General features: G+C 42.6%; 20 protein-coding genes and 1 pseudogene. 17 read left to right on the top strand and 4 right to left on the bottom strand.

What is annotated here, in order from left to right; all coding sequences use genetic code 11:
• Positions 1 to 224: 224 nt before the first annotated feature.
• The 7 genes and pseudogenes from JVX94_RS12410 to JVX94_RS12380 all read left to right on the top strand — a co-directional run bounded on the left by JVX94_RS12410 (position 225) and on the right by JVX94_RS12380 (position 7231).
• The gene (locus JVX94_RS12410) at positions 225 to 1667 is read left to right on the top strand and encodes a PTS mannitol transporter subunit IIBC (protein ID WP_205183313.1); all 1443 of its coding nucleotides are present in this window, start codon (positions 225 to 227) and stop codon (positions 1665 to 1667) included.
• Positions 1668 to 1762: 95 nt separating this feature from the next.
• A complete protein-coding gene (locus JVX94_RS12405) occupies positions 1763 to 2197 on the top strand; it encodes a PTS mannitol transporter subunit IIA (RefSeq protein ID WP_012008933.1) in 435 nt (144 codons plus the stop codon).
• A 1-nt stretch (position 2198) separates the two neighbouring features.
• Positions 2199 to 3320, top strand: coding sequence for a mannitol-1-phosphate 5-dehydrogenase (locus JVX94_RS12400; protein ID WP_205183311.1), 1122 nt, complete (start codon positions 2199 to 2201; stop codon positions 3318 to 3320).
• Between the two features lie 100 nt (positions 3321 to 3420).
• Positions 3421 to 5169 (top strand): methyl-accepting chemotaxis protein, encoded by a 1749-nt coding sequence (locus tag JVX94_RS12395; RefSeq protein ID WP_111927525.1) that lies wholly within the window; start codon positions 3421 to 3423, stop codon positions 5167 to 5169.
• Between the two features lie 226 nt (positions 5170 to 5395).
• A pseudogene (locus JVX94_RS12390) lies at positions 5396 to 5659 on the top strand (RidA family protein); the annotation flags it as partial.
• Between the two features lie 290 nt (positions 5660 to 5949).
• On the top strand, positions 5950 to 6792 hold the full coding sequence (locus JVX94_RS12385) for an SDR family NAD(P)-dependent oxidoreductase (RefSeq protein WP_205183308.1): 843 nt from the start codon (positions 5950 to 5952) through the stop codon (positions 6790 to 6792).
• A gap of 43 nt (positions 6793 to 6835) precedes the next feature.
• Positions 6836 to 7231 carry a MerR family transcriptional regulator gene (locus JVX94_RS12380; RefSeq protein WP_073203836.1) on the top strand — a complete coding sequence of 132 codons (396 nt, stop codon included), beginning with the start codon at positions 6836 to 6838 and terminating at the stop codon, positions 7229 to 7231.
• A gap of 489 nt (positions 7232 to 7720) precedes the next feature.
• Here JVX94_RS12380 and JVX94_RS12375 read toward each other — a convergent pair whose 3' ends face one another.
• The 3 genes from JVX94_RS12375 to JVX94_RS12365 are packed head-to-tail and all read right to left on the bottom strand — an operon-like array spanning position 7721 to position 8679.
• Positions 7721 to 7957, bottom strand: a complete 237-nt coding sequence (locus JVX94_RS12375; RefSeq protein ID WP_205183305.1) for a DUF2651 family protein — start codon at positions 7955 to 7957, stop codon at positions 7721 to 7723.
• A 25-nt stretch (positions 7958 to 7982) separates the two neighbouring features.
• Positions 7983 to 8276 carry a DUF5316 family protein gene (locus JVX94_RS12370; RefSeq protein WP_205183302.1) on the bottom strand — a complete coding sequence of 98 codons (294 nt, stop codon included), beginning with the start codon at positions 8274 to 8276 and terminating at the stop codon, positions 7983 to 7985.
• A gap of 25 nt (positions 8277 to 8301) precedes the next feature.
• Positions 8302 to 8679 carry a VOC family protein gene (locus tag JVX94_RS12365; protein WP_095407759.1) on the bottom strand — a complete coding sequence of 126 codons (378 nt, stop codon included), beginning with the start codon at positions 8677 to 8679 and terminating at the stop codon, positions 8302 to 8304.
• A 184-nt stretch (positions 8680 to 8863) separates the two neighbouring features.
• Here JVX94_RS12365 and JVX94_RS12360 point away from each other — a divergent pair, with 184 nt between their 5' ends.
• The 8 genes from JVX94_RS12360 (at position 8864) to JVX94_RS12325 (ending at position 15562) form a co-directional block, all read left to right on the top strand.
• Complete coding sequence (locus JVX94_RS12360) at positions 8864 to 9133, top strand: excalibur calcium-binding domain-containing protein (RefSeq protein ID WP_144486128.1); 270 nt, start codon at positions 8864 to 8866, stop codon at positions 9131 to 9133.
• Positions 9134 to 9260: 127 nt separating this feature from the next.
• Positions 9261 to 10016, top strand: coding sequence for a Cof-type HAD-IIB family hydrolase (locus JVX94_RS12355; protein WP_144486129.1), 756 nt, complete (start codon positions 9261 to 9263; stop codon positions 10014 to 10016).
• Between the two features lie 181 nt (positions 10017 to 10197).
• Complete coding sequence (locus tag JVX94_RS12350; RefSeq protein WP_205183299.1) at positions 10198 to 10956, top strand: LamB/YcsF family protein; 759 nt, start codon at positions 10198 to 10200, stop codon at positions 10954 to 10956.
• Positions 10957 to 10982: 26 nt separating this feature from the next.
• On the top strand, positions 10983 to 12200 hold the full coding sequence (locus JVX94_RS12345) for an NRAMP family divalent metal transporter (protein ID WP_205183297.1): 1218 nt from the start codon (positions 10983 to 10985) through the stop codon (positions 12198 to 12200).
• 5 nt (positions 12201 to 12205) lie between these two features.
• Positions 12206 to 12997 carry a putative hydro-lyase gene (locus tag JVX94_RS12340; protein WP_205183295.1) on the top strand — a complete coding sequence of 264 codons (792 nt, stop codon included), beginning with the start codon at positions 12206 to 12208 and terminating at the stop codon, positions 12995 to 12997.
• An 18-nt stretch (positions 12998 to 13015) separates the two neighbouring features.
• Positions 13016 to 13762, top strand: a complete 747-nt coding sequence (pxpB, locus tag JVX94_RS12335) for a 5-oxoprolinase subunit PxpB (protein WP_095407764.1) — start codon at positions 13016 to 13018, stop codon at positions 13760 to 13762.
• Complete coding sequence (locus JVX94_RS12330; protein ID WP_205183293.1) at positions 13759 to 14805, top strand: 5-oxoprolinase subunit C family protein; 1047 nt, start codon at positions 13759 to 13761, stop codon at positions 14803 to 14805. The genes pxpB and JVX94_RS12330 overlap by 4 nt, the downstream gene beginning before the upstream one ends.
• A complete protein-coding gene (locus tag JVX94_RS12325) occupies positions 14789 to 15562 on the top strand; it encodes an IclR family transcriptional regulator (RefSeq protein WP_203129291.1) in 774 nt (257 codons plus the stop codon). The genes JVX94_RS12330 and JVX94_RS12325 overlap by 17 nt, the downstream gene beginning before the upstream one ends.
• Before the next feature lie 33 nt (positions 15563 to 15595).
• On the opposite strand, the gene JVX94_RS12320 is transcribed toward JVX94_RS12325, so the two are convergent.
• Positions 15596 to 16231: an FMN-dependent NADH-azoreductase gene (locus JVX94_RS12320; protein WP_003214444.1), complete on the bottom strand. Its 636-nt coding sequence runs from the start codon at positions 16229 to 16231 to the stop codon at positions 15596 to 15598.
• Between the two features lie 406 nt (positions 16232 to 16637).
• On the opposite strand from JVX94_RS12320, the gene JVX94_RS12315 reads away from it, so the two are divergent.
• Both JVX94_RS12315 and JVX94_RS12310 read left to right on the top strand, forming a co-directional pair.
• On the top strand, positions 16638 to 17270 hold the full coding sequence (locus tag JVX94_RS12315) for a GDSL-type esterase/lipase family protein (RefSeq protein ID WP_205183291.1): 633 nt from the start codon (positions 16638 to 16640) through the stop codon (positions 17268 to 17270).
• Positions 17271 to 17359: 89 nt separating this feature from the next.
• Entirely contained in the window at positions 17360 to 18442 is a 1083-nt protein-coding gene (locus JVX94_RS12310; protein WP_205183289.1) for a C45 family autoproteolytic acyltransferase/hydrolase, read from the top strand.
• The last annotated feature ends 124 nt before the right edge of the window (positions 18443 to 18566 follow it).

Here is an 18566-nt window from a genome sequence, read left to right as displayed (position 1 = left end):
ACGGCAGATCAGGCTTTTCACCCATTATATGTTGGGATCTGACAGAAAGTTCATGTCCTATTTCAATTTTGTCACACACTAAGTGACAAAGTGACATTTAGTTTCAATTGAAGAGATTGTGAAAGCGTTTTACGATAGGCATAAGGGCTTCACTGAATCTTGTTCTTATATCTTTTGACCTATAAAGCCCTAAATAAAGGGAGAGAAGAAAGGAGTTTTCATAGATGCAGGAAAAAAGCGGATTTCGCGTAAAAGTACAGCGCTTCGGAAGCTATTTAAGCGGTATGATCATGCCGAATATTGGAGCATTTATCGCTTGGGGACTCATCACAGCATTGTTCATTCCAAGTGGTTATTTTCCGAATGAACAATTAAATACACTAGTTGGCCCAATGATCAACTACTTGCTGCCGCTTTTAATCGGTTACACAGGCGGGAAGCTCGTATATGACCATCGAGGCGGGGTACTCGGTGCAACAGCTACGATTGGGGTTATTGTCGGTTCGGACATCCCGATGTTTTTAGGTGCAATGATCATGGGGCCGCTTGGCGGTTATCTCATTAAGAAAATCGACCAGCTGTTTAAAGACCGAATCAGATCAGGTTTTGAAATGCTGATTAATAACTTTAGTGCAGGTATTCTAGGTGCCATTTTAGTCGCCATTGCTTTCTACGCCATCGGCCCAGTGGTACTAGGTTTAAATAAAGCCCTTGCGGCAGGTGTAGATATCATTGTCAATGCACATTTACTTCCGCTGGCAAGTATCTTCATTGAACCAGCGAAAGTATTGTTCTTAAACAATGCCATTAACCAAGGGATTTTAGGTCCATTAGGAGTAGAGCAAGCAGCGAAGACAGGCCAGTCCGTTCTGTTCTTGCTTGAAACAAACCCAGGACCAGGTCTCGGTGTTCTTCTAGCCTACATGTTCTTTGGAAGAGGGACGGCGAAGCAGTCTGCACCGGGTGCGATTGTCATTCAATTCTTAGGGGGAATCCATGAGATTTACTTCCCATACATCTTAATGAAGCCAAAGCTCATTTTGGCGGTTATTGCTGGGGGAGCAAGCGGAGTGCTGACCTTTACACTGTTAAATGCAGGCTTAAAGGCTGTGCCGTCACCAGGAAGTATTATCGCTCTTATGCTCATGTCACCAAAAGGCGGTCACCTTGCCGTTCTAGCAGGTGTTGTCGTGGCAGCGGTCGTATCGTTCCTTGTCGCTTCTGTCATTTTAAAAGCGTCTAAAGAAGTGGACGAAGACTTAACGGCAGCAACAGAAAAAATGCAAGACATGAAAGGCAAGAAAAGTGCAGCAGCAGCTGCTCTTACAGCACAAAAAGAAGGTGCTGAAGCAAGCGAGCAAGCAGCATCTCCAGATGAAATCAATCCAGATGACGTGAATAAAATCATCTTTGCCTGTGATGCAGGAATGGGCTCAAGTGCGATGGGCGCATCCGTTTTAAAGAATAAAGTCAAAAAGGCAGAGCTTGATATTGATGTAACAAATACATCCATCAGCAACATCCCAGATGATGCCGATGTGGTCTTTACTCATAAAGATTTAACAGATAGAGCCAAGGCAAAACTGCCAGGAGCTGTGCATATCTCAGTTGATAATTTCTTAAACAGTCCGAAATACGATGAGCTGATTGAGAAATTGAAAAAATAACATGACGAAACGGGTTGAGTCCAATTTTTCCTAATTGAACTCCCCGTTTTGGTTGTTTTCTGATTTTCCATTCTAAAAAAGGTGTGTGATCTTTCATGAAACAAGTACTTTCAAAAGATAATATTTTTCTAAACGAACAAGCGGGCTCTAAAGAAGAAGCCATTAAAAAAGCAGGCGAAGTCTTAGTGGCAAACGGCTATGTCACGAGTGATTATGTTGACAAAATGTTTGAAAGAGAAAATATTTCTTCTACATTTATGGGCAATGGAATTGCCATTCCTCATGGAACAGAGGATGCGAAAGCGGCTGTCCTTCATTCAGGAATTTCCATTATCCAAATCCCAGATGGCGTTGAATATGGAGAGGGAAATATTGCCAAAGTTGTATTTGGCATAGCTGGTAAAAACAATGAACATCTCGATATTCTTTCTCAAATTGCGATCGTCTGTTCAGAGGAAGAAAATGTAGAGCGTATCATTCATGCAAAGGATCAGGATGAACTGATCGCTATCTTTAACGAGGTGAACTAACATGAAGGCACTTCATTTTGGAGCAGGCAATATTGGCCGAGGGTTTATCGGATCTTTGTTAAAAGCATCAGGCTTTGAGCTCGTTTTTACCGACGTAAATGAAGCGGTCATCAACGAGCTGAATGAAGAAGGAGAATACACGGTTGAACTCGCAGCACCAGGGCAGCAGCAAGAAGTAGTTGGTCCTGTGTCAGCCATCAATTCCGCAAAAGATCCCGCTGCATTAACTGAGGCGGTAGCAACAGCTGACCTCATTACAACAGCTGTTGGACCAGCCGTTTTGAACATCATTGCTTCATCGATTGCTGAAGGTTTAAAACAGAAAAAGCCTGATCATATCATCAACATTGTGGCGTGTGAAAATATGATTGGCGGCAGCTCTCATTTAAAGGAAGCTGTTTTCTCTCATCTAACAGCTGATGAACAAGAAGCGCTGTCACACACAGTTGGTTTTCCAAACGCTGCGGTTGACCGCATTGTCCCGATTCAGCACCATGAGGACATTTTGAAAGTATCAGTCGAACCATTTTTCGAGTGGGTCATTGATGAGACAGGCTTTATCGGAGACGTTCCTCAGATCGATGGAGCGACCTTTGTACAAGATTTGACGCCTTATATTGAGCGTAAGCTCTTTACTGTCAACACAGGACATGCACTAGCTGCTTATGTCGGGTACGAGAAAGGTGTGCAAACGATTAAAGAAGCTGTCGATACACCAGAGATTCGTCAAGTGGTCGAAGGTGCACTTCACGAAACGGGCAGTTATTTAATCGACACATATGGCTTTCAAAAAGAAGAACATGATGCGTATATTCAAAAAATCATCAAACGATTTGAAAATGCCTTTATCTCTGATGAAGTCACGCGCGTCGCACGTTCCCCGCTTAGAAAGCTTGGAGCAGATGACCGTTTAATTGGTCCAGCGAAAAAAATCAAACAGCCACAGTATTTAATTAAAGGTATTGTGGCAGCTTTGTCTTATGACTTTACTGGAGACGAAGAAGCTGTTCGTTTGCAGGCATTAAGAAAAGAAAAAGGCATTGAAGGTGTGCTGGAAGAGGTATGTCGACTCTCGCCAACAGACGATCTTTATCAAGCCATTCTTAAAGAAACAGCTCGATAATGAGAAAAATCCCTTTCCATCGTGTGAAAGGGATTTTTTCTATGACTTTTTTAATACTTTTCCCTGCTTGACGATATATAAAGTAAGGGGGAATTTGTACATGAAAAAGAAAGCGTTTGCGTCAAGAAGTGTCTTTTTTCAATTAATGTCTGCCATTATCGTGATCACGATTTTAACAGGCGGACTAGTTGGAACAACGGGATATTTGTTAGCGAAACATGTATTAATTGATGCAGGGAAAGCAGATTTAAAGCACATTGTGAGCGGAGCGATGGCCACACTTGAACAGTTGAATGACCGTGTGGAGAAAAAAGAACTGACGCTTGAGCAGGCGCAAGAACAAGCCCGGCTTTACTTGAGCGGACCCAAAAATGACAACGGGAAGGGATACCAATCTCAAAAATCAGATTTTATCTATAAAAATAAAGGCTATCTTATCGCTTATGGCACTGACTATTCTACCCAGGTTCATCCAGTCAACGACATCGGCGTCATTCCAGATAACACGACCAATCGTCAAAAAATGGTCGCTGGCGCCAATGCAAAAGGCGAGGATGCACACTATGTGACCTATATGGATAAGGACGATGCAACCGGCGAAGAAAAAGAAAAGCTCGCCTATATGAGCCAGTTTACGCCTTGGAATTGGAGTGTAGGCATCGCTGTCTTCCAAGACGAATTTTATAAAGAATTAGAGCAGATGAAGCTCTATATTATTCTTATTACAGCGGGTGTCGCCCTTCTGAGCCTAGGCGTATTTTATTTAGCTGCTAGAGGAAAAGTCAGACTGCTGAAGCAAGTCACTGCTGCTTCAAAGGAAATTGCGGCAGGGAATATTGAACGCACGAACTTAAAGGAAACAACGGATGAAATCGGACAGCTGGCAAAAGGCTTTAACCATATGTCAGGAGAGCTTAGAACACTGGTGAGCGGTTTACAGGAAACGAGCAGTCAGCTTGTTGAATCAGCGACAGATTTATCGGCAATATCTGAAGAAACCTCAGCCAGCAGTGAAGAAATTGGACGAGCCATCGGAGACATATCGACTGGAACACTTCATCAAGCATCCGATCTTGAAGTCGCCAATCAACAAATGACCCAGTTTAATCAATCTATTGAGAATGTCAAAGAACAGAGTGATCAAATTAAACGGATTTCCGACCAATCAAGTCAATCATCACAGCAGGGCCAGCAAATCGTACAGCAATTAAAACAATCGAATGAACAATCGATTCAGGCGTCTCAAGGCATTAGAGCAGGAATCGAGCAGTTAAGTACAAAAGTACAGGATATCTCTCAAATCACAGATACGATTGAAAGCATTTCAAATGAGACGAATTTACTGGCGCTGAATGCAAGTATTGAGGCAGCACGTGCAGGAGAGCATGGCAAAGGCTTCTCAGTTGTGGCGAGTGAAGTGCGGAATTTAGCTGAGCAGACAAAACAATCAGCCGTTCAAATTCAGCAAATGATCCAAGGCATTAAAGAAGAAACGACAACAACAGCTGGTATCATGTCTAACACAATGGATCGTTTTGCCGAGCTGGATGAAGCGGTGCATGCAACAGAACATGAATTCAATGCCATCTCTACATTGATTTCACAAACCATCGTTGAAACAAATGCGATGGCAAAAGAGCTGAATACACTGCTGGAGCAAAACGACCTCATCACAAAAGCCATGCACGGCGCAGCACATGTTTCTCAAGAAAATGCTGCGGCGATCGAAGAAATCACTGCATCCACAGACGAACAAGTGACAGCCATCTCTAATGTGGCAAAAGCAGCAGAAAGGCTCAATGAACTAAGCATGCGATTGAATCAGGACATTGCGCGTTATCGTCTATAAATCATTTTGACGATGTATCACTTGTCAGCTACGGTGAAGTTAATCAAAACCTTGCTCACGCAAACAAAAGGAGTGTTCAGGTCATGAAAAAGAAGATATTGATGTTCTTACCTTGTGGCTATGGATACTCCACTGCTGTTTTCTTTTAGGATAGATAGAAATTGGTGAAGTCTGTCTACAAAACGAAGAAACTAGCAGAAAAATAAACGTGAGTGAGGGACATAACATGGAAAAAATCACGAGAAAAAACCCAGAAAGTATGCCGAAACCTGTTGGTCACTACAGTCATATCACAAGGGTGCCAAAGGGCGCGGGATTATTTGTTACATCGGGTCAGGTAGGGACAGATATAGATGGGCAGATCCCATTAAGCTTAAACGACCAAGTAACGAATACGTTTGAAAACATCAAAAAAATCCTTGAATCAGAAGGATTAAATGAAGAACATGTGATCAAGGTCAATATATGGGCAACAGAAGAAATCGACTGGGTGTAAATTTTGGTTTTATTTTTCACTAATTTTAATAGTTATTTTTCATTAATACAAAAAGCTATCTATTCATTTGTAGGTCTATTTTAATTCGGATTGCGAACTAAGCAGTTTTATTCAACTAACGTCGCAACTTAGTTTAGTATCCATTTTAATGATTATTCATAACACTACAAAGGATACGAATATAAATCGCTTATGGAAATATATTAAAAAAATTTCCTTGACTTGGTGTTCACTCCAAGTAGTAATCTGTGTTTACTATCGGAAACACAGAAAGGAAGAATAAAATGAACGAACAAAATAAAGTGGTATTGATTACAGGAGCCAACTCTGGGATTGGATTGGAACTGACGAAAAAGATTGTATCTCAAGGATGGGAAGTAATTGCTGTAATTCGTTCTGACTTTCCAAATGATCAACCAATAGTTATTGATGCTCTTAAAAAGAAGCTATTAAGAGTATATAAAGCTGATTTAGCCGAATTCTCCAGCCTTAGAAACGTACTTAGCCAGATTAAGAAAAGCGAGAACAAAATTGACTTGATTTTTAACAATGCAGGAGTCAGTTTTGCTGAATACAAATATTCCAAACAAGGGCGTGAAATTCATTTTGAAGTTAATACATTAGTGCCTTATATCGTTACAATGGAACTTAAAGAACTGTTACTACATGGGCAGGAGAAAACGATCATCAATACGTCTTCCAATTCTTTATTATTTTTGAAGCAATTTGACTTAAATACAGTAATCGATCCTAAGACAATTCCATTTAAAAAGATTATAGGTCCATATGCGAACAGTAAATTAGCCCTTTCCCTGTGGACGAATGGAATTGCTCCGAAGCTATTGACCGAGGGAATAAAAATTCGCAGTGTCTGCCCAGGACCAAACAGGACGAAGTTGACCAAAGGAAAAAGAATGCCCAGTTATATTCTTCCCATAAGGAACCTTATTTTTTCTCCTCCAAGCAAAGGGGCATCTCGCTTATATGAAGCTGCTTTCAATTTCAACAACGAAATTACCGGGATTTTTGTAAACAAGGGCAAAGAAACTGCAATCAAATTCTCTGGTTATGAGGCACAAGTACTTAATCAACTGATTGATATTTACCAAAACGAGTTTCTCGTTTAGATTTTAATTAATCTATCTGTAAACAAAATTAGTAGGTGATGATTTGAATGCTTATTCTATCAAGCAAGCTTCCAAGAAAACCGGATTAACTGAAGATGCGATCCGCTATTATGAAAAAATCGGATTGCTTCCTTATGCAAAAAGAAAACGAAATGGACATCGAATATACGATGAAGAAGACATAGAGCTAATGGAACTGATCATTTGTCTGAAAAAAACAGGAATGTCATTAAATGAAATGAAAAATATTTTACAATATCCTGTAAAATATAAACTTAGTTCTGTTCCCGAATTAAAAAGAACCCTTTTAGAATATAAAGAAAAAGTTATGAATCAAATACACGATCTTCAACGTATTGTGGAGTTTATTGATTCTAAGCTAGAAAACGATGAGACCCTTTTTCGGCCTCAAAAAAATAAAGGTAACAAAAACGGTTAGTGTATGACTAGTATTTTAACTGTAGTTTAGGTATGAAGCTACCCCTTATGGGCTATTACTTAATATTTTGTTTAAATCAATAAGATGCTTTAATATAAGAGTATTTTAGTGTAAATTAGCACTCAAATTAAATGAAAAATAGCTCCTAAAGTGATAGACTGGGACCATCTATATCCTCAGTGGGATACGACCTTGAAAACAGCTTACCCATCAATGACGGTTGCTTATGTATCAGCTTTAGGATGGCCGGAGCTGAAAATTGAAATTGAACTATGGTGTGCGGATAATTGATCTAAAAAAAGAACAGCGATGCTGTTCTTTCAAGTTGTTGACAAAGGGCTAAAATGATCTTTATTTTAGCCCTTTGTCTTCTTTTTTTCAGCGTGATAGAAAACCTTTGAAGTCTAGGAAGGACGAGTACCGGAGCGGAGCGAATTTGACATTCGTGAGCACCGGAGCGCAGACCTGACACCGAATGCGAGGGTTTGTCTACACGCTGAGCCGCTTTGTAATCAATCCAGCAAGGAACGTAAAGACGGTATAGACAATCACCCAAATGAGAAAGGATTCATTCCCGCCAATAGAGGTGAACATGAAAATCAAGCTTGCCAACAGCACAATCAAAGTAGGCATCCAAACATTCTTCAAAAAAAGCGTGCCAAAAATGCCAATCAGCACAGAGAGAATAGGAAAGCCAAATACAATGAATAGAATAAAAACAGCCATATGACTAACTCCTTTTAACAAGTGTTTACATCAAAACGTATAAGGCCGAAGCAGCCATGTGCGGAAGGGCAAAAATGATCACAAGAAAAGCCGTATCAAGACGCCACATGCGGTGTTCTTTTGTTTCAGAATGATAGGCTGCTCGTGTCTCTTCTCCACTTGTCCAAGCACCCATTAGCACCCCAGACATCACGACCCCAATAATAGAGATCCCGCCGCTGACAAACCCAATCCATTCAAGGTGCTGCAACAGGATAGCGGCGCTGCAAATCACAATCATTGAGCAAACACCGGCGAAAAAAGCATGTTTTTTTCTCATTCTGGTTCACTCCCTTCAAAGACAATTAGGAGACCGCATCACATATTTCAATGAAATGACCATCAGGATCAGACACATAAGCGACCGTTTGACCCCATGGTTTTTTTGCAGGTTCTTTGATGATCGGTACCCCTTTTTCTTTCATTGATGCAATCGTTTGCTCCACATCATCCACAACAAAGCCAATTTCAAACGTTTGAGATGTTTGATTTGTTTCAGGGACAGGCAATCCGAGTGCTTCTTTGACATCCTGGCGTGAATTAATCGATAACGTCACGTCTCCAGTGTCAAACTCAACATAGGATTCAACCCTCAATTTTATTGGGAAACCAAGTACATGCTGAAAGAAATGAATACTCGCCTCCACATCGTTTACATATAAAATGGTATATTTCATTTTCATGTGAAAAACTCCTCTCTTCATATACGTGTCAAAAACGGAAAGGTTTCCCACTCATTGTACCATATAGGATATAAGGTGTATTTCATGCCAAAAAAATCAAAATAATTAGCTCGATAGTCTTGAAAAACAAAAAGTGGTGACATATGATAAAAATGTAAAATTAGAAAAAATAGGGGGATTTTACATGTTGAAAAAAATCATGGTGGCTGTCTTGTCTTTAGGTCTTTTACTAAGCTTTACACAAGTCGACACCCACACAGCAGATGCAAAAACGGTCAAGTCTTACAAAAACTGCAAAGCGCTGAACAAAGTATATAAAGGCGGCGTGGCAAAAAGCAAAAACACAAAAAACAAAGGCGGCAAAACAAAGTACAAGCCGTATGCATCAAAAGCACTTTATCTTAAAAATAAGCACCTTGATCGTGATAAAGACGGTATTGCATGTGAACGCTAAGCCAATCTGAAGAGACCTGTAACCAGGTCTTTTTTCTATGGGATCAAACTCGTCCCTTTGTGCCAGCTTCATCTTTATATTAAAATAAAGATAGTTTCAAAAATCGATACAAAGTGGGGTACTCAATTTGTCAACACAAGCTCATAAGAAAGACATCCGATTGATTGCCATTGATATGGATGGCACGCTGTTAAACAGTGAGCACATCATTCCAGAGGAAAATAAACAAGCCATTAAAGAAGCTGAAGCAAAAGGGGTCCATGTGGTCATTAGCACAGGGCGGACACTGATGACATGCCGAGAGCTGGTTGAGCCGCTCAAGTTATCGTCTTACCTCGTGACAGCAAACGGAAGTGAGATCTGGGATTCAAACTTCCAGCTGATCGAACGAGATCTGCTGCATCCTGATCACGTCCAAATGATGTGGGATTTAAAAAATAGGTACGAAACCGATTACTGGGCTTCGACTGTGGATAAGGTGTGGAGAGGTGAATTCCCAGAACGAATTCATGACCATGAATGGCTGAAATTTGGCTTTGATATTCATGATGATGACGTTCGTGAGGAAGTACTCAATACATTGAAAACAAATAAGTACCTAGAGATCACAAACTCAAGTCCGACTAATATTGAAGTCAATGCAGCCGGCATTAACAAAGCGGCAGCTCTTGCAAAAGTAGCAGAACGCATTGGCTGTACGATGGACAACGTCATGTCCCTTGGCGACAGCCTCAATGATATGGCCATGATTCAAGAAGCTGGATTAGGCATTGCGATGGGAAATGCCCAGGAAGTGGTGAAAGAGGCGGCGGATTGGATTACAGCGCCTAACACAGAACACGGCGTTGCAAAGGCCATCCAACATTGGGTGCTGTCTAAATAGGAAGCATTTCATACAAGAAAAAGTGAGAGGACTTTGCCTCTCGCTTTTTTGTTTTCTCCTAGTTCTATTGTTATATTTTCTGACAATTTCATGTGCAGTCTATCCAAAGTTGGTATAATCAATATAAATTCGAATATTCGGACTTTATATTCCGTATTTCGGAACAACAAGGAGGGATTCTATGTATCAAGTGGATATCAACTGTGATCTGGGAGAAAGCTTTGGTCAATATACAATCGGTGCAGACGAACAAATGTTAGAATATGTCACCTCAGCCAATGTTGCTTGCGGTTTTCATGCAGGAGATCCAACCGTTATGAGAAAGACGGTCAGAATGGCACTGGATAAAGGGGTCAAAATTGGTGCACATCCTGGATTGCAAGATTTGGCCGGCTTTGGCAGACGTCCAATGGCTATCTCCGCAGAGGAAGCCTATGATCTTGTCATCTATCAAATTGGCGCTCTATCAGCCTTTCTCAAGGCCGAGGGCGGCACGATGCAGCATGTCAAACCACACGGCGCTCTCTACAACATGGCGGCTAAAAATACTGAATTATCTGAATCAATTGCGAAGGCAGTGTATGATGTGGATCCTAACCTAGTGTTATTTGGTCTGTCAGGCAGTGAACTTGCGTTAGCAGGTGAACGAATAGGTCTTCAAGTGGCACATGAAGTTTTTTCTGATCGGACGTATCAAACAGATGGGACGCTGACATCCCGCCGCGAACCACATGCACTCATTGAAGAGGATGAACGGGCCGTCCAGCAGGTTGTTCGTATGGTGCGAGAAGGCAAGGTTCGTACAGTTCAAGGAGAAGATATCGAGCTCAAAGCAGATACTGTCTGCATTCACGGAGACGGCAGCCATGCGCTTCAATTTGCGAAAACCATTACAGCGAAGCTAAAAGAAGCCGGTATTCATCTCAAGGCCTTTCAATAAAAATTGTCATCAAAGGGGGAAACAGCATGAAAACAGAGAAAGTCAAACACATGAAGGCTCCAAAGGGGAATCGGTCTATGCTGATGGGCGCTGCCTTTTTAATGGCGACATCCGCGATTGGACCGGGATTTTTAACACAAACGACCGTCTTCACACAGCAGCTTGCGGCTAGCTTTGGGTTTGTCATTTTGATCTCCATTTTATTAGATATTTTTGCACAAACAAATGTATGGCGCATCATTGCCGTCTCAGAAAAACGAGGTCAGGATATTGCCAATATGGTACTCCCGGGTCTCGGGTATGTGCTGGCCTTTTTGATTGTCATTGGAGGACTTGCCTTTAACATCGGAAATATCGCTGGAGCTGGGCTCGGTTTTCAGGTGATCACAGGAATTGATCCGCGAATCGGAGCAGCCATCAGTGCTGTCATTGCTATTTTTATCTTTGTGATTAAAGAAGCTGGGAAAGCAATGGACCGTTTCACACAAATAGCAGGTTTTGTCATGATTGGCCTGATGCTGTACGTGGCGGTTTCAACAGCACCGCCCGTTGGAGAAGCAGCGCTCAGAACATTTGTCCCAGAAGAAATTGATATTTTATCAATAGTGACACTTGTCGGGGGGACAGTTGGCGGCTATATCGTTTTTGCTGGTGGGCATCGTCTATTGGATGCTGGCATTAAAGGGAAGGATGCACTTCCTCAAGTGACGAAAAGCTCTATTTTCGGTGTCTTAATTACATCTGTCATGCGTGTAGCACTCTTTCTTGCCGTATTAGGAGTTGTCTCAAAAGGCTTGCAGATAGATCCATCCAACCCGCCTGCCTCTGTTTTTCAATTAGCTTCAGGAAATATCGGATATAAAATGTTCGGAATTATTATGTGGGCTGCGGCGATTACATCCGTCATTGGAGCAGCATACACATCGGTTTCCTTCTTTAAAACCTTCTCACCAAAAATTGAGCAAAACCAGCGTGGTATCATCATTGGCTTTATTGCCCTCTCAACCATTTGTTTTATTACGATCGGAAGACCAGTGAACATATTGATATTAGTTGGAGCGATCAATGCATTGATTTTGCCGCTCGCCCTTGGCACATTACTCGTTGCGGCGTATAAGAAAGACATTGTCGGAGATTATCGTCATCCATTCTTTTTGACAGTGACTGGTGCATTTGTTGTGGTCATCATGACGATGATGGGCGGCTATACCATCATTAATGAAATCCCGAAACTATGGAGCTGATTCAGATGAATACTTATCAAACATATGAGCCATCACAGATGAGAGAATTGATTCGCGAAAAAAAGATCACAGGACCAACGGCTGGCTTTGCAGAAGGGTTTGCTCAAGCCAATTTAATGATTGTCAAAAAGGAACTTGCCTTTGATTTTCTTTTATTTTGTCAGCGGAATCCGGCTGCATGTCCCTTGCTTGATGTACTGGACCCAGGTGATCCAGTGCCAAGACGGTCGGCGCCTCAAGCGGATATTCGTACGGACTTTCCTAAGTACCGTATTTACCGAAAAGGGATTCTTGAAGAAGAGGTCACAGATATCTCTGCTTATTGGGAGGATGATATGGTTGCCTTTCTCATTGGATGCAGTTTTACGTTTGAGCACGCGCTTATGCTGAATGACATTCCTGTCCGCCATATCGAAGACGGTCATAACGTACCCATGTATCAAACGAATATAGCTTGTGAAAAAGCAGGAGTCTTTCATGGCCCGATGGTAGTCAGCATGAGACCCATACCGGCGCATCAGGTCACAAGAAGTGTTCAAGTGACGTCTCGATTTCCGTCAGTCCATGGCGGCCCGATCCATATCGGGGACCCAGCGGTGATTGGCATTTCCGATGTAGGTCAGCCTGACTTTGGAGAACCGTCTGTGATCAAAGAAGGAGAGGTCCCGGTGTTTTGGGCATGTGGTGTGACGCCGCAAGCCATTGTCATGCATACAAAACCCGACATTGCGATTACTCATGCACCCGGGCATATGTTCATCACAGATCAAAGAGATCAAAAGCTCGGTGTACTGTAGAAAGAGAGGTGTCCTCAAGTGGCTTTTTCAACGATAAAAGATTCCATCACCTATCACCCGCTGGGAGATGCAGCGATCGTCATCCAAGCTGGAGCTGACATACGTGAGGAGATTCATGCACGTGTTGAGCAGCTGTTTGCATGTATTGAACAGCACCCATTTGAAGGATATGTAGAAGCGGTTCAAGCCTTTACAAACGTGACTGTTTTTTACGAGCCTTATACCGTTCATCAATCGGCCCGACTTCAACAACATGACCTGTCTCCGTATGAATGGGTCAAAGGCTATATTGAACAACTTCTTGAAGACAAATGGCAGGAGGGAATTCAAGTAAAGCGCCGCATCGTTGACATTCCAGTCTGTTACGGGGGAGCGCTGGGCCCTGATTTAGAAGAGGTTGCCCGTATCAATGGTTTAACGCCAGAGGAAGTCGTGCGTATTCACACTGCTGGGACGTATCTTGTCTATATGATTGGATTTGCCCCAGGGTTTCCGTTTTTAGGCGGGCTGTCTGAAAAGATCGCAGCACCACGCAGAGAAACACCAAGGATGTCCATTCCAAAAGGCTCTGTTGGTATTGCGGGAAAGCAGACAGGCGTTTATCCAATTTCCACACCCGGGGGCTGGCAGCTCATTGGACAAACCCCGCTGCCGCTTTTTCGCCCAGACGAGGAAATTCCGAGTCTATTGAAAGCAGGGGACGAGGTCAGATTTGTCCAAATGTCTGAAAAGGAATTTTTCAGCATGAAGGAGGCAGAACGTTGAGTATTCATGTCATCAAGCCAGGGATGTACACAACCATTCAAGATAAAGGGCGGCAAGGCTATCAAAAGTATGGCATCTTAACGAGCGGCGGCATGGACCCGCTCTCACTTAGAATCGCCAACATTCTCACCGGCAACCAAGAAAACGAAGCCGTGCTGGAAGTGACGTTGATGGGGCCGGGGCCTGTGCTCACATGTGAGAAGGATCAGCTCATTGCCGTCACTGGTGCTGATGTTGAGATTGATATTGATGGAGAGCGGGCACCATTATGGAAGCCGCTCTTTGTCCGATCAGGAAGCACGATCACTTTTGGTCTTTGTAAGAGAGGCTGCCGCGTTTATCTTGCTGTGGCAGGTGGATTTGATGTGGAGCCAGTCATGCAGAGCAAAAGCACCTATGTCAGAGCAGGGATCGGTGGACTGAAAGGACGACCGCTTGAAAAAGGCGACATTCTGCCTGTTGGAGAGCCGTCTATCGTAGCGGATCTTTTGTTTGATAGGCTAAAAAATAAAGTGAAACAGGCGGGATACGGCGCACCCGATTGGACAGTGAGTCATGATCATTTTTTACCGCTGCGGAAATCACCAGTGATTCGTGTGCTGGCAGGCAGGCATCTTTCTCATTTTCAAGAAACATCTCAAATCGCGTTTTTTGAGCAGCCTTATCAGGTCACACCCCAATCAGATCGCATGGGCTGCCGGCTGAAGGGAGAGCCGGTTCATTTAAAAGAAAAACTGGAATTGATCTCAGAAGCGGTCGCCTTTGGATCCATTCAAATTCCTCCTGATGGCCAGCCGATTATTCTGCTGGCAGATCGGCAGACGACAGGCGGATACCCGCGTATTGGAGAAGTAGCGACTGTTGATTTGCCGCTTATTGCACAAGCAATGCCTGGGGCAAATCTGTATTTTGAACAAATAGATCATCGGGATGCAGAGCAGGCGTTATTTAAGCAAGAAGCAGAACTGAGGGAGCTGGCCGCAAGAATCAAGCTAGAAGCATTCTCGTTTAGAAAAGGTGAAGAAGATGCAAAACACAAATAAAACGGTCGTGAAATCAATGGAGATTTTGCGCCTGTTTATCGCTCACGATCAATTAACATTAAATGAAATGATTGAGCTTTCCGGTATGCCGAAAACATCTGTCCATCGTATGGCGAGCTCTTTAGCCGATATGGGGCTGTTAGAAAAGCAAGAAACAGGTGTTTATCGATTAGGCTTAATGTTCCTTGAATACGGTCAGCTTGTGGCGGACCGCCTTGATATTCGGAAGATTGCAAGACCATTTATGGAAAGCTTACGGGATGAAGTAGGAGAAGCTGTACAGCTCATTGTTCGTGAGGGCGACGAAGCCATTTATGTGGAAAAGATTGAAGGTACGCAGCCTGTTCGTCTCTACACCGCCGTTGGCAGACGGTCTCCCCTATATGCAGGTGCTTGTGCGAGAAGTATTCTCTCTTTTTTGCCAAAGAGCGAGAGACTTGCCTATATTGACTCAATTGAGCTGGGGAAGATCGGAATTGGGACCATCACAGATAAAGAGGTTCTAAGAAACATGCTGGAAGAATCAAATGCGCGGGGATATACGCTAAGCTATTCTGAGCTTGAAAACTATACAGCTGCGATTGGAGCCCCTATTTTCAATCATCTTGGGGAAGTGACAGCAGGTATTAGCATTGCAGGATTTGAAGCAGGCTATCAAAAAGAACGCCTGCCTTACTTAATTCAACACGTGAAAAAAGCCGCCAGTGATATTTCGAGAGAATTAGGCTTTTCATCTGAACAAATAAAAAGCCAATGACCGTAAAGATCATTGGCTTTTTGCGTGCAGTTATTAGAAAGTTTTTCCTAAAGCTTTCGCACGTTCGATTGCATCTGCTTTAATTTGCTCTGCTTTTGCAGGCTCAGCATTGTGACCTTCAACGATAAGACCTTCGAAAGAAGGAATTCCGAAGAAGCTAGCGATTGTACCAAGGTAACGGTGACCTGCTTCAAGTTCAGCAGCAGGACCTTCAGTGTAATATCCGCCACGTGCTTGGATGTGAAGAGCTTTTTTGTCTGTTAATAATCCAACAGGACCTTGCTCAGTGTATTTGAATGTTTTACCAGCTACAGCAACAGAGTCGATGTATGCTTTAAGAACTGGTGGGAATGAGAAGTTCCAAAGTGGTGAAACAAATACATATTTGTCAGCAGAAACGAATTGATCACTTAATTCGTTTAGGCGAGCAACTTTCGCTTGCTCTTCAGCTGAAAGTGTATCGAAACCAGCGCCAGATTGAAGTTTGCCCCAGCCAGCGAATACATCTGCATCAATGTGAGGGATGTTTTCTTTGTACAAATCGATATGTACAACCTCGTCACTTGGATTTGCTTCCTTATAAGATTCGATAAACGCCTTAGCAGTAGCCATACTGTAAGAAACTGTTTCATCATGCGGATGTGCAGTGATGTATAAAACTTTTGCCATGTTCATTCAATCCTTTCTGTTTCAGTGATTTTTTTAGTGTATCCCAGAGATACACTGAATATGTGGCATCTTTAATCATATTGGAATGCTATGAAAAAGATGTAACAAGCACAGTTACATGAAAACTGATATTTTCATTGTAATCACAATGTAGTTTGAAGTCAAGGTATAAAGTCTCGAAATCAAGATAAAAAGTTTGTAAATTTTTCTGGAACGCGTAAACACGCAGTTTTCAGCGCAAAAAGCCTACTCTTATTGAACAAAAAAACGTTCGATATCGCAAGTAAAGAGTTTGTAAAGGCACTGCTTCTCAAAAAAAGATGGATGCCCCTAAGTCATCTGCTACAAGCATCTGTTCTCCGAATTCGTATATATAAGAGAAGGCAGGAGAGAGTGAGGGATAAGAGTGGGACGATCCTATGTTGCGATTGGAGATTCCTTAACAGTTGGGGTGGGGGCACGTTTATTTGGCGGAGGATTTGTTCAGCGGTTTTGGTGGATGCTTGAAAAAAAGACGCATGCACCAGTCGAGCTGTCCGTATTTGCAAAATCAGGGTTAACGACCGAGCAGATTTTACAGCTCTTCAAACGGTCAGAGGTGAGACGTTCGATTGCGGCAGCTGACATCATCACCATCACAGGCTGTGGGAATGACCTTGTTCAAGCTGTTCAGCAGTATGAAGAAAGTGAAGATGAAAAGAAACTGCTGCAAGCAGTCATGCATTGCCAGGCGAATTTTAGCAAGATGATTCAAGAAATCGCTCAGATCAAAAAAGGGCAGCATCAGCCCTACTACGTGTATTTCATGAATTTATATAATCCATTTCCGCAAATACCAATAGCCGGTAGGTGGCTTCAGCAATATAATCAACAACTTCGTTTGCTTGCTGCGAATCCGCATGTAGAAGTTGTGGATGTGTACAAAGCGTTTGAAGGGCATGAAAGAGCTTACTTATCGATTGACCAATTTCACCCGAATCCTAAGGGGTATGATGCAATGGCAGAAGCATTGTTTCAAGCACACTGTAAACAGCTGTAATCCGGTGGGATTGCAGTTTTTTTCATCCTTTTCAATAAATGACGGTTTCGATATGATAAAAGAAACGAAGGCGAAAGAGGTGTACAGGCATGGAGGAGATCAGTGCATATTTTCAAGAGATGACAGGAACGGCTTATGAAGTGGGAAAACAGCAGGCTGCCTGGCTTAAGGAGAATCCGTTGCTAAAGACACAATATATTCGGACAGAACCGGCAAGAAAGGAGGCTGTGAAGGAAACGAAGCAGCTGATGCGTCCTTATCTTCCACAGTTAGATGAAGAGATTGCTGGATTTTGTGATGAACTGCAATTAGATGAGCGTTATTTAACCTTTTTCTATTCATCTCATCTTCAGCCGGGCTGTTCCCACTGCGTGAGGCAGGGGAATATGGCGGCAGGTCAACAAACAGTCATGCTGCGTAACTATGATTTCTCTCCGATTTTTGATGATATGCGTCTTGTGACGACACATGTAAAAGGCTCAGCATATCATACAGGCTCGTCACTGCTCTTGTTTGGCAGATCTGATGGGATGAATGAGCATGGTCTTGCTGTGACTTTCTCTGCTTGCGGTCCGCCGATTGGTAATGAACCCGGTCTAAAGCCTCCAGCAGTAGCCGGTTTGCAGGTGTATCATGTGATTCGCTCTGTTCTGGAATCCTGTCAAACGGTTGAGGGAGCCATTCGCTCTATCAAGGAAATGCCTGTTGCCTCAAATGTTCATATCATGCTAGCTGATCGAAAAGGAGAGGCGGCTGTGATTGAAATCATTGATGGTCAAAAAATGGTGAGAAGACCGGAGAGAGGTTATATTGCCGCAACGAATCATCCGGTAGCTGATCAAACAGCAAAAGGGATGACCAAACATCATTCTGTTGTCAGATACGATATGTTAATGGAAGCTTTAAAAGAGCAACGATCAGGTGATTCTCTTGCTAAACTGTTCCAGACAGAATATCCTGATGGTCTGGCTGTGCACAATTATGAGGAGCTGTTTGGAACGATGCGAACCGTCATGTTCCGTCCGGAAGAAGGCACAATCGATTATTGCTTTGGCTCTCCAGTATACAATCCGACTTATTCTTTAAAAGCCGGAGGTTCACTGCCTTTTCAAAAACAAAAGGTTCAATTTCATCAAAAGGATTATGGACCGTCATTTTGGAGAAGCGTCTGATGAAACCTTTGTTTTTAATTTTGTCATAGCCGCTGTGCCAAAGTCAGATCAACTTAAGATTGCATCGCTTGTTGAAAGCGTTTTATATTAAGATGTGACAATAGACCTATTTATACAGAAGGAG

The organism is Bacillus sp. PDNC022 (genome assembly GCF_016919285.1).
GTDB lineage: Bacteria > Bacillota > Bacilli > Bacillales > Bacillaceae > Bacillus > Bacillus safensis.
The sequence above is the reverse complement of the archived record's forward strand: the minus strand, read 5'-3'. Positions and strand labels throughout refer to the sequence as shown.

Excerpts from the sequence above, each read along its gene's own strand:
- JVX94_RS12410 (WP_205183313.1), top strand. The coding sequence starts at position 225 with ATGCAGGAAAAAAGCGGATTTCGCGTAAAAGTACAGCGCTTCGGAAGC.
- JVX94_RS12405 (WP_012008933.1), top strand. The coding sequence starts at position 1,763 with ATGAAACAAGTACTTTCAAAAGATAATATTTTTCTAAACGAACAAGCG.
- JVX94_RS12400 (WP_205183311.1), top strand. The coding sequence starts at position 2,199 with ATGAAGGCACTTCATTTTGGAGCAGGCAATATTGGCCGAGGGTTTATC.
- JVX94_RS12395 (WP_111927525.1), top strand. The coding sequence starts at position 3,421 with ATGAAAAAGAAAGCGTTTGCGTCAAGAAGTGTCTTTTTTCAATTAATG.
- JVX94_RS12385 (WP_205183308.1), top strand. The coding sequence starts at position 5,950 with ATGAACGAACAAAATAAAGTGGTATTGATTACAGGAGCCAACTCTGGG.
- JVX94_RS12375 (WP_205183305.1), bottom strand. The coding sequence starts at position 7,957 with ATGGCTGTTTTTATTCTATTCATTGTATTTGGCTTTCCTATTCTCTCT.
- JVX94_RS12370 (WP_205183302.1), bottom strand. The coding sequence starts at position 8,276 with ATGAGAAAAAAACATGCTTTTTTCGCCGGTGTTTGCTCAATGATTGTG.
- JVX94_RS12365 (WP_095407759.1), bottom strand. The coding sequence starts at position 8,679 with ATGAAAATGAAATATACCATTTTATATGTAAACGATGTGGAGGCGAGT.
- JVX94_RS12360 (WP_144486128.1), top strand. The coding sequence starts at position 8,864 with ATGTTGAAAAAAATCATGGTGGCTGTCTTGTCTTTAGGTCTTTTACTA.
- JVX94_RS12350 (WP_205183299.1), top strand. The coding sequence starts at position 10,198 with ATGTATCAAGTGGATATCAACTGTGATCTGGGAGAAAGCTTTGGTCAA.
- JVX94_RS12345 (WP_205183297.1), top strand. The coding sequence starts at position 10,983 with ATGAAAACAGAGAAAGTCAAACACATGAAGGCTCCAAAGGGGAATCGG.
- JVX94_RS12340 (WP_205183295.1), top strand. The coding sequence starts at position 12,206 with ATGAATACTTATCAAACATATGAGCCATCACAGATGAGAGAATTGATT.
- JVX94_RS12325 (WP_203129291.1), top strand. The coding sequence starts at position 14,789 with ATGCAAAACACAAATAAAACGGTCGTGAAATCAATGGAGATTTTGCGC.
- JVX94_RS12320 (WP_003214444.1), bottom strand. The coding sequence starts at position 16,231 with ATGGCAAAAGTTTTATACATCACTGCACATCCGCATGATGAAACAGTT.
- JVX94_RS12310 (WP_205183289.1), top strand. The coding sequence starts at position 17,360 with ATGGAGGAGATCAGTGCATATTTTCAAGAGATGACAGGAACGGCTTAT.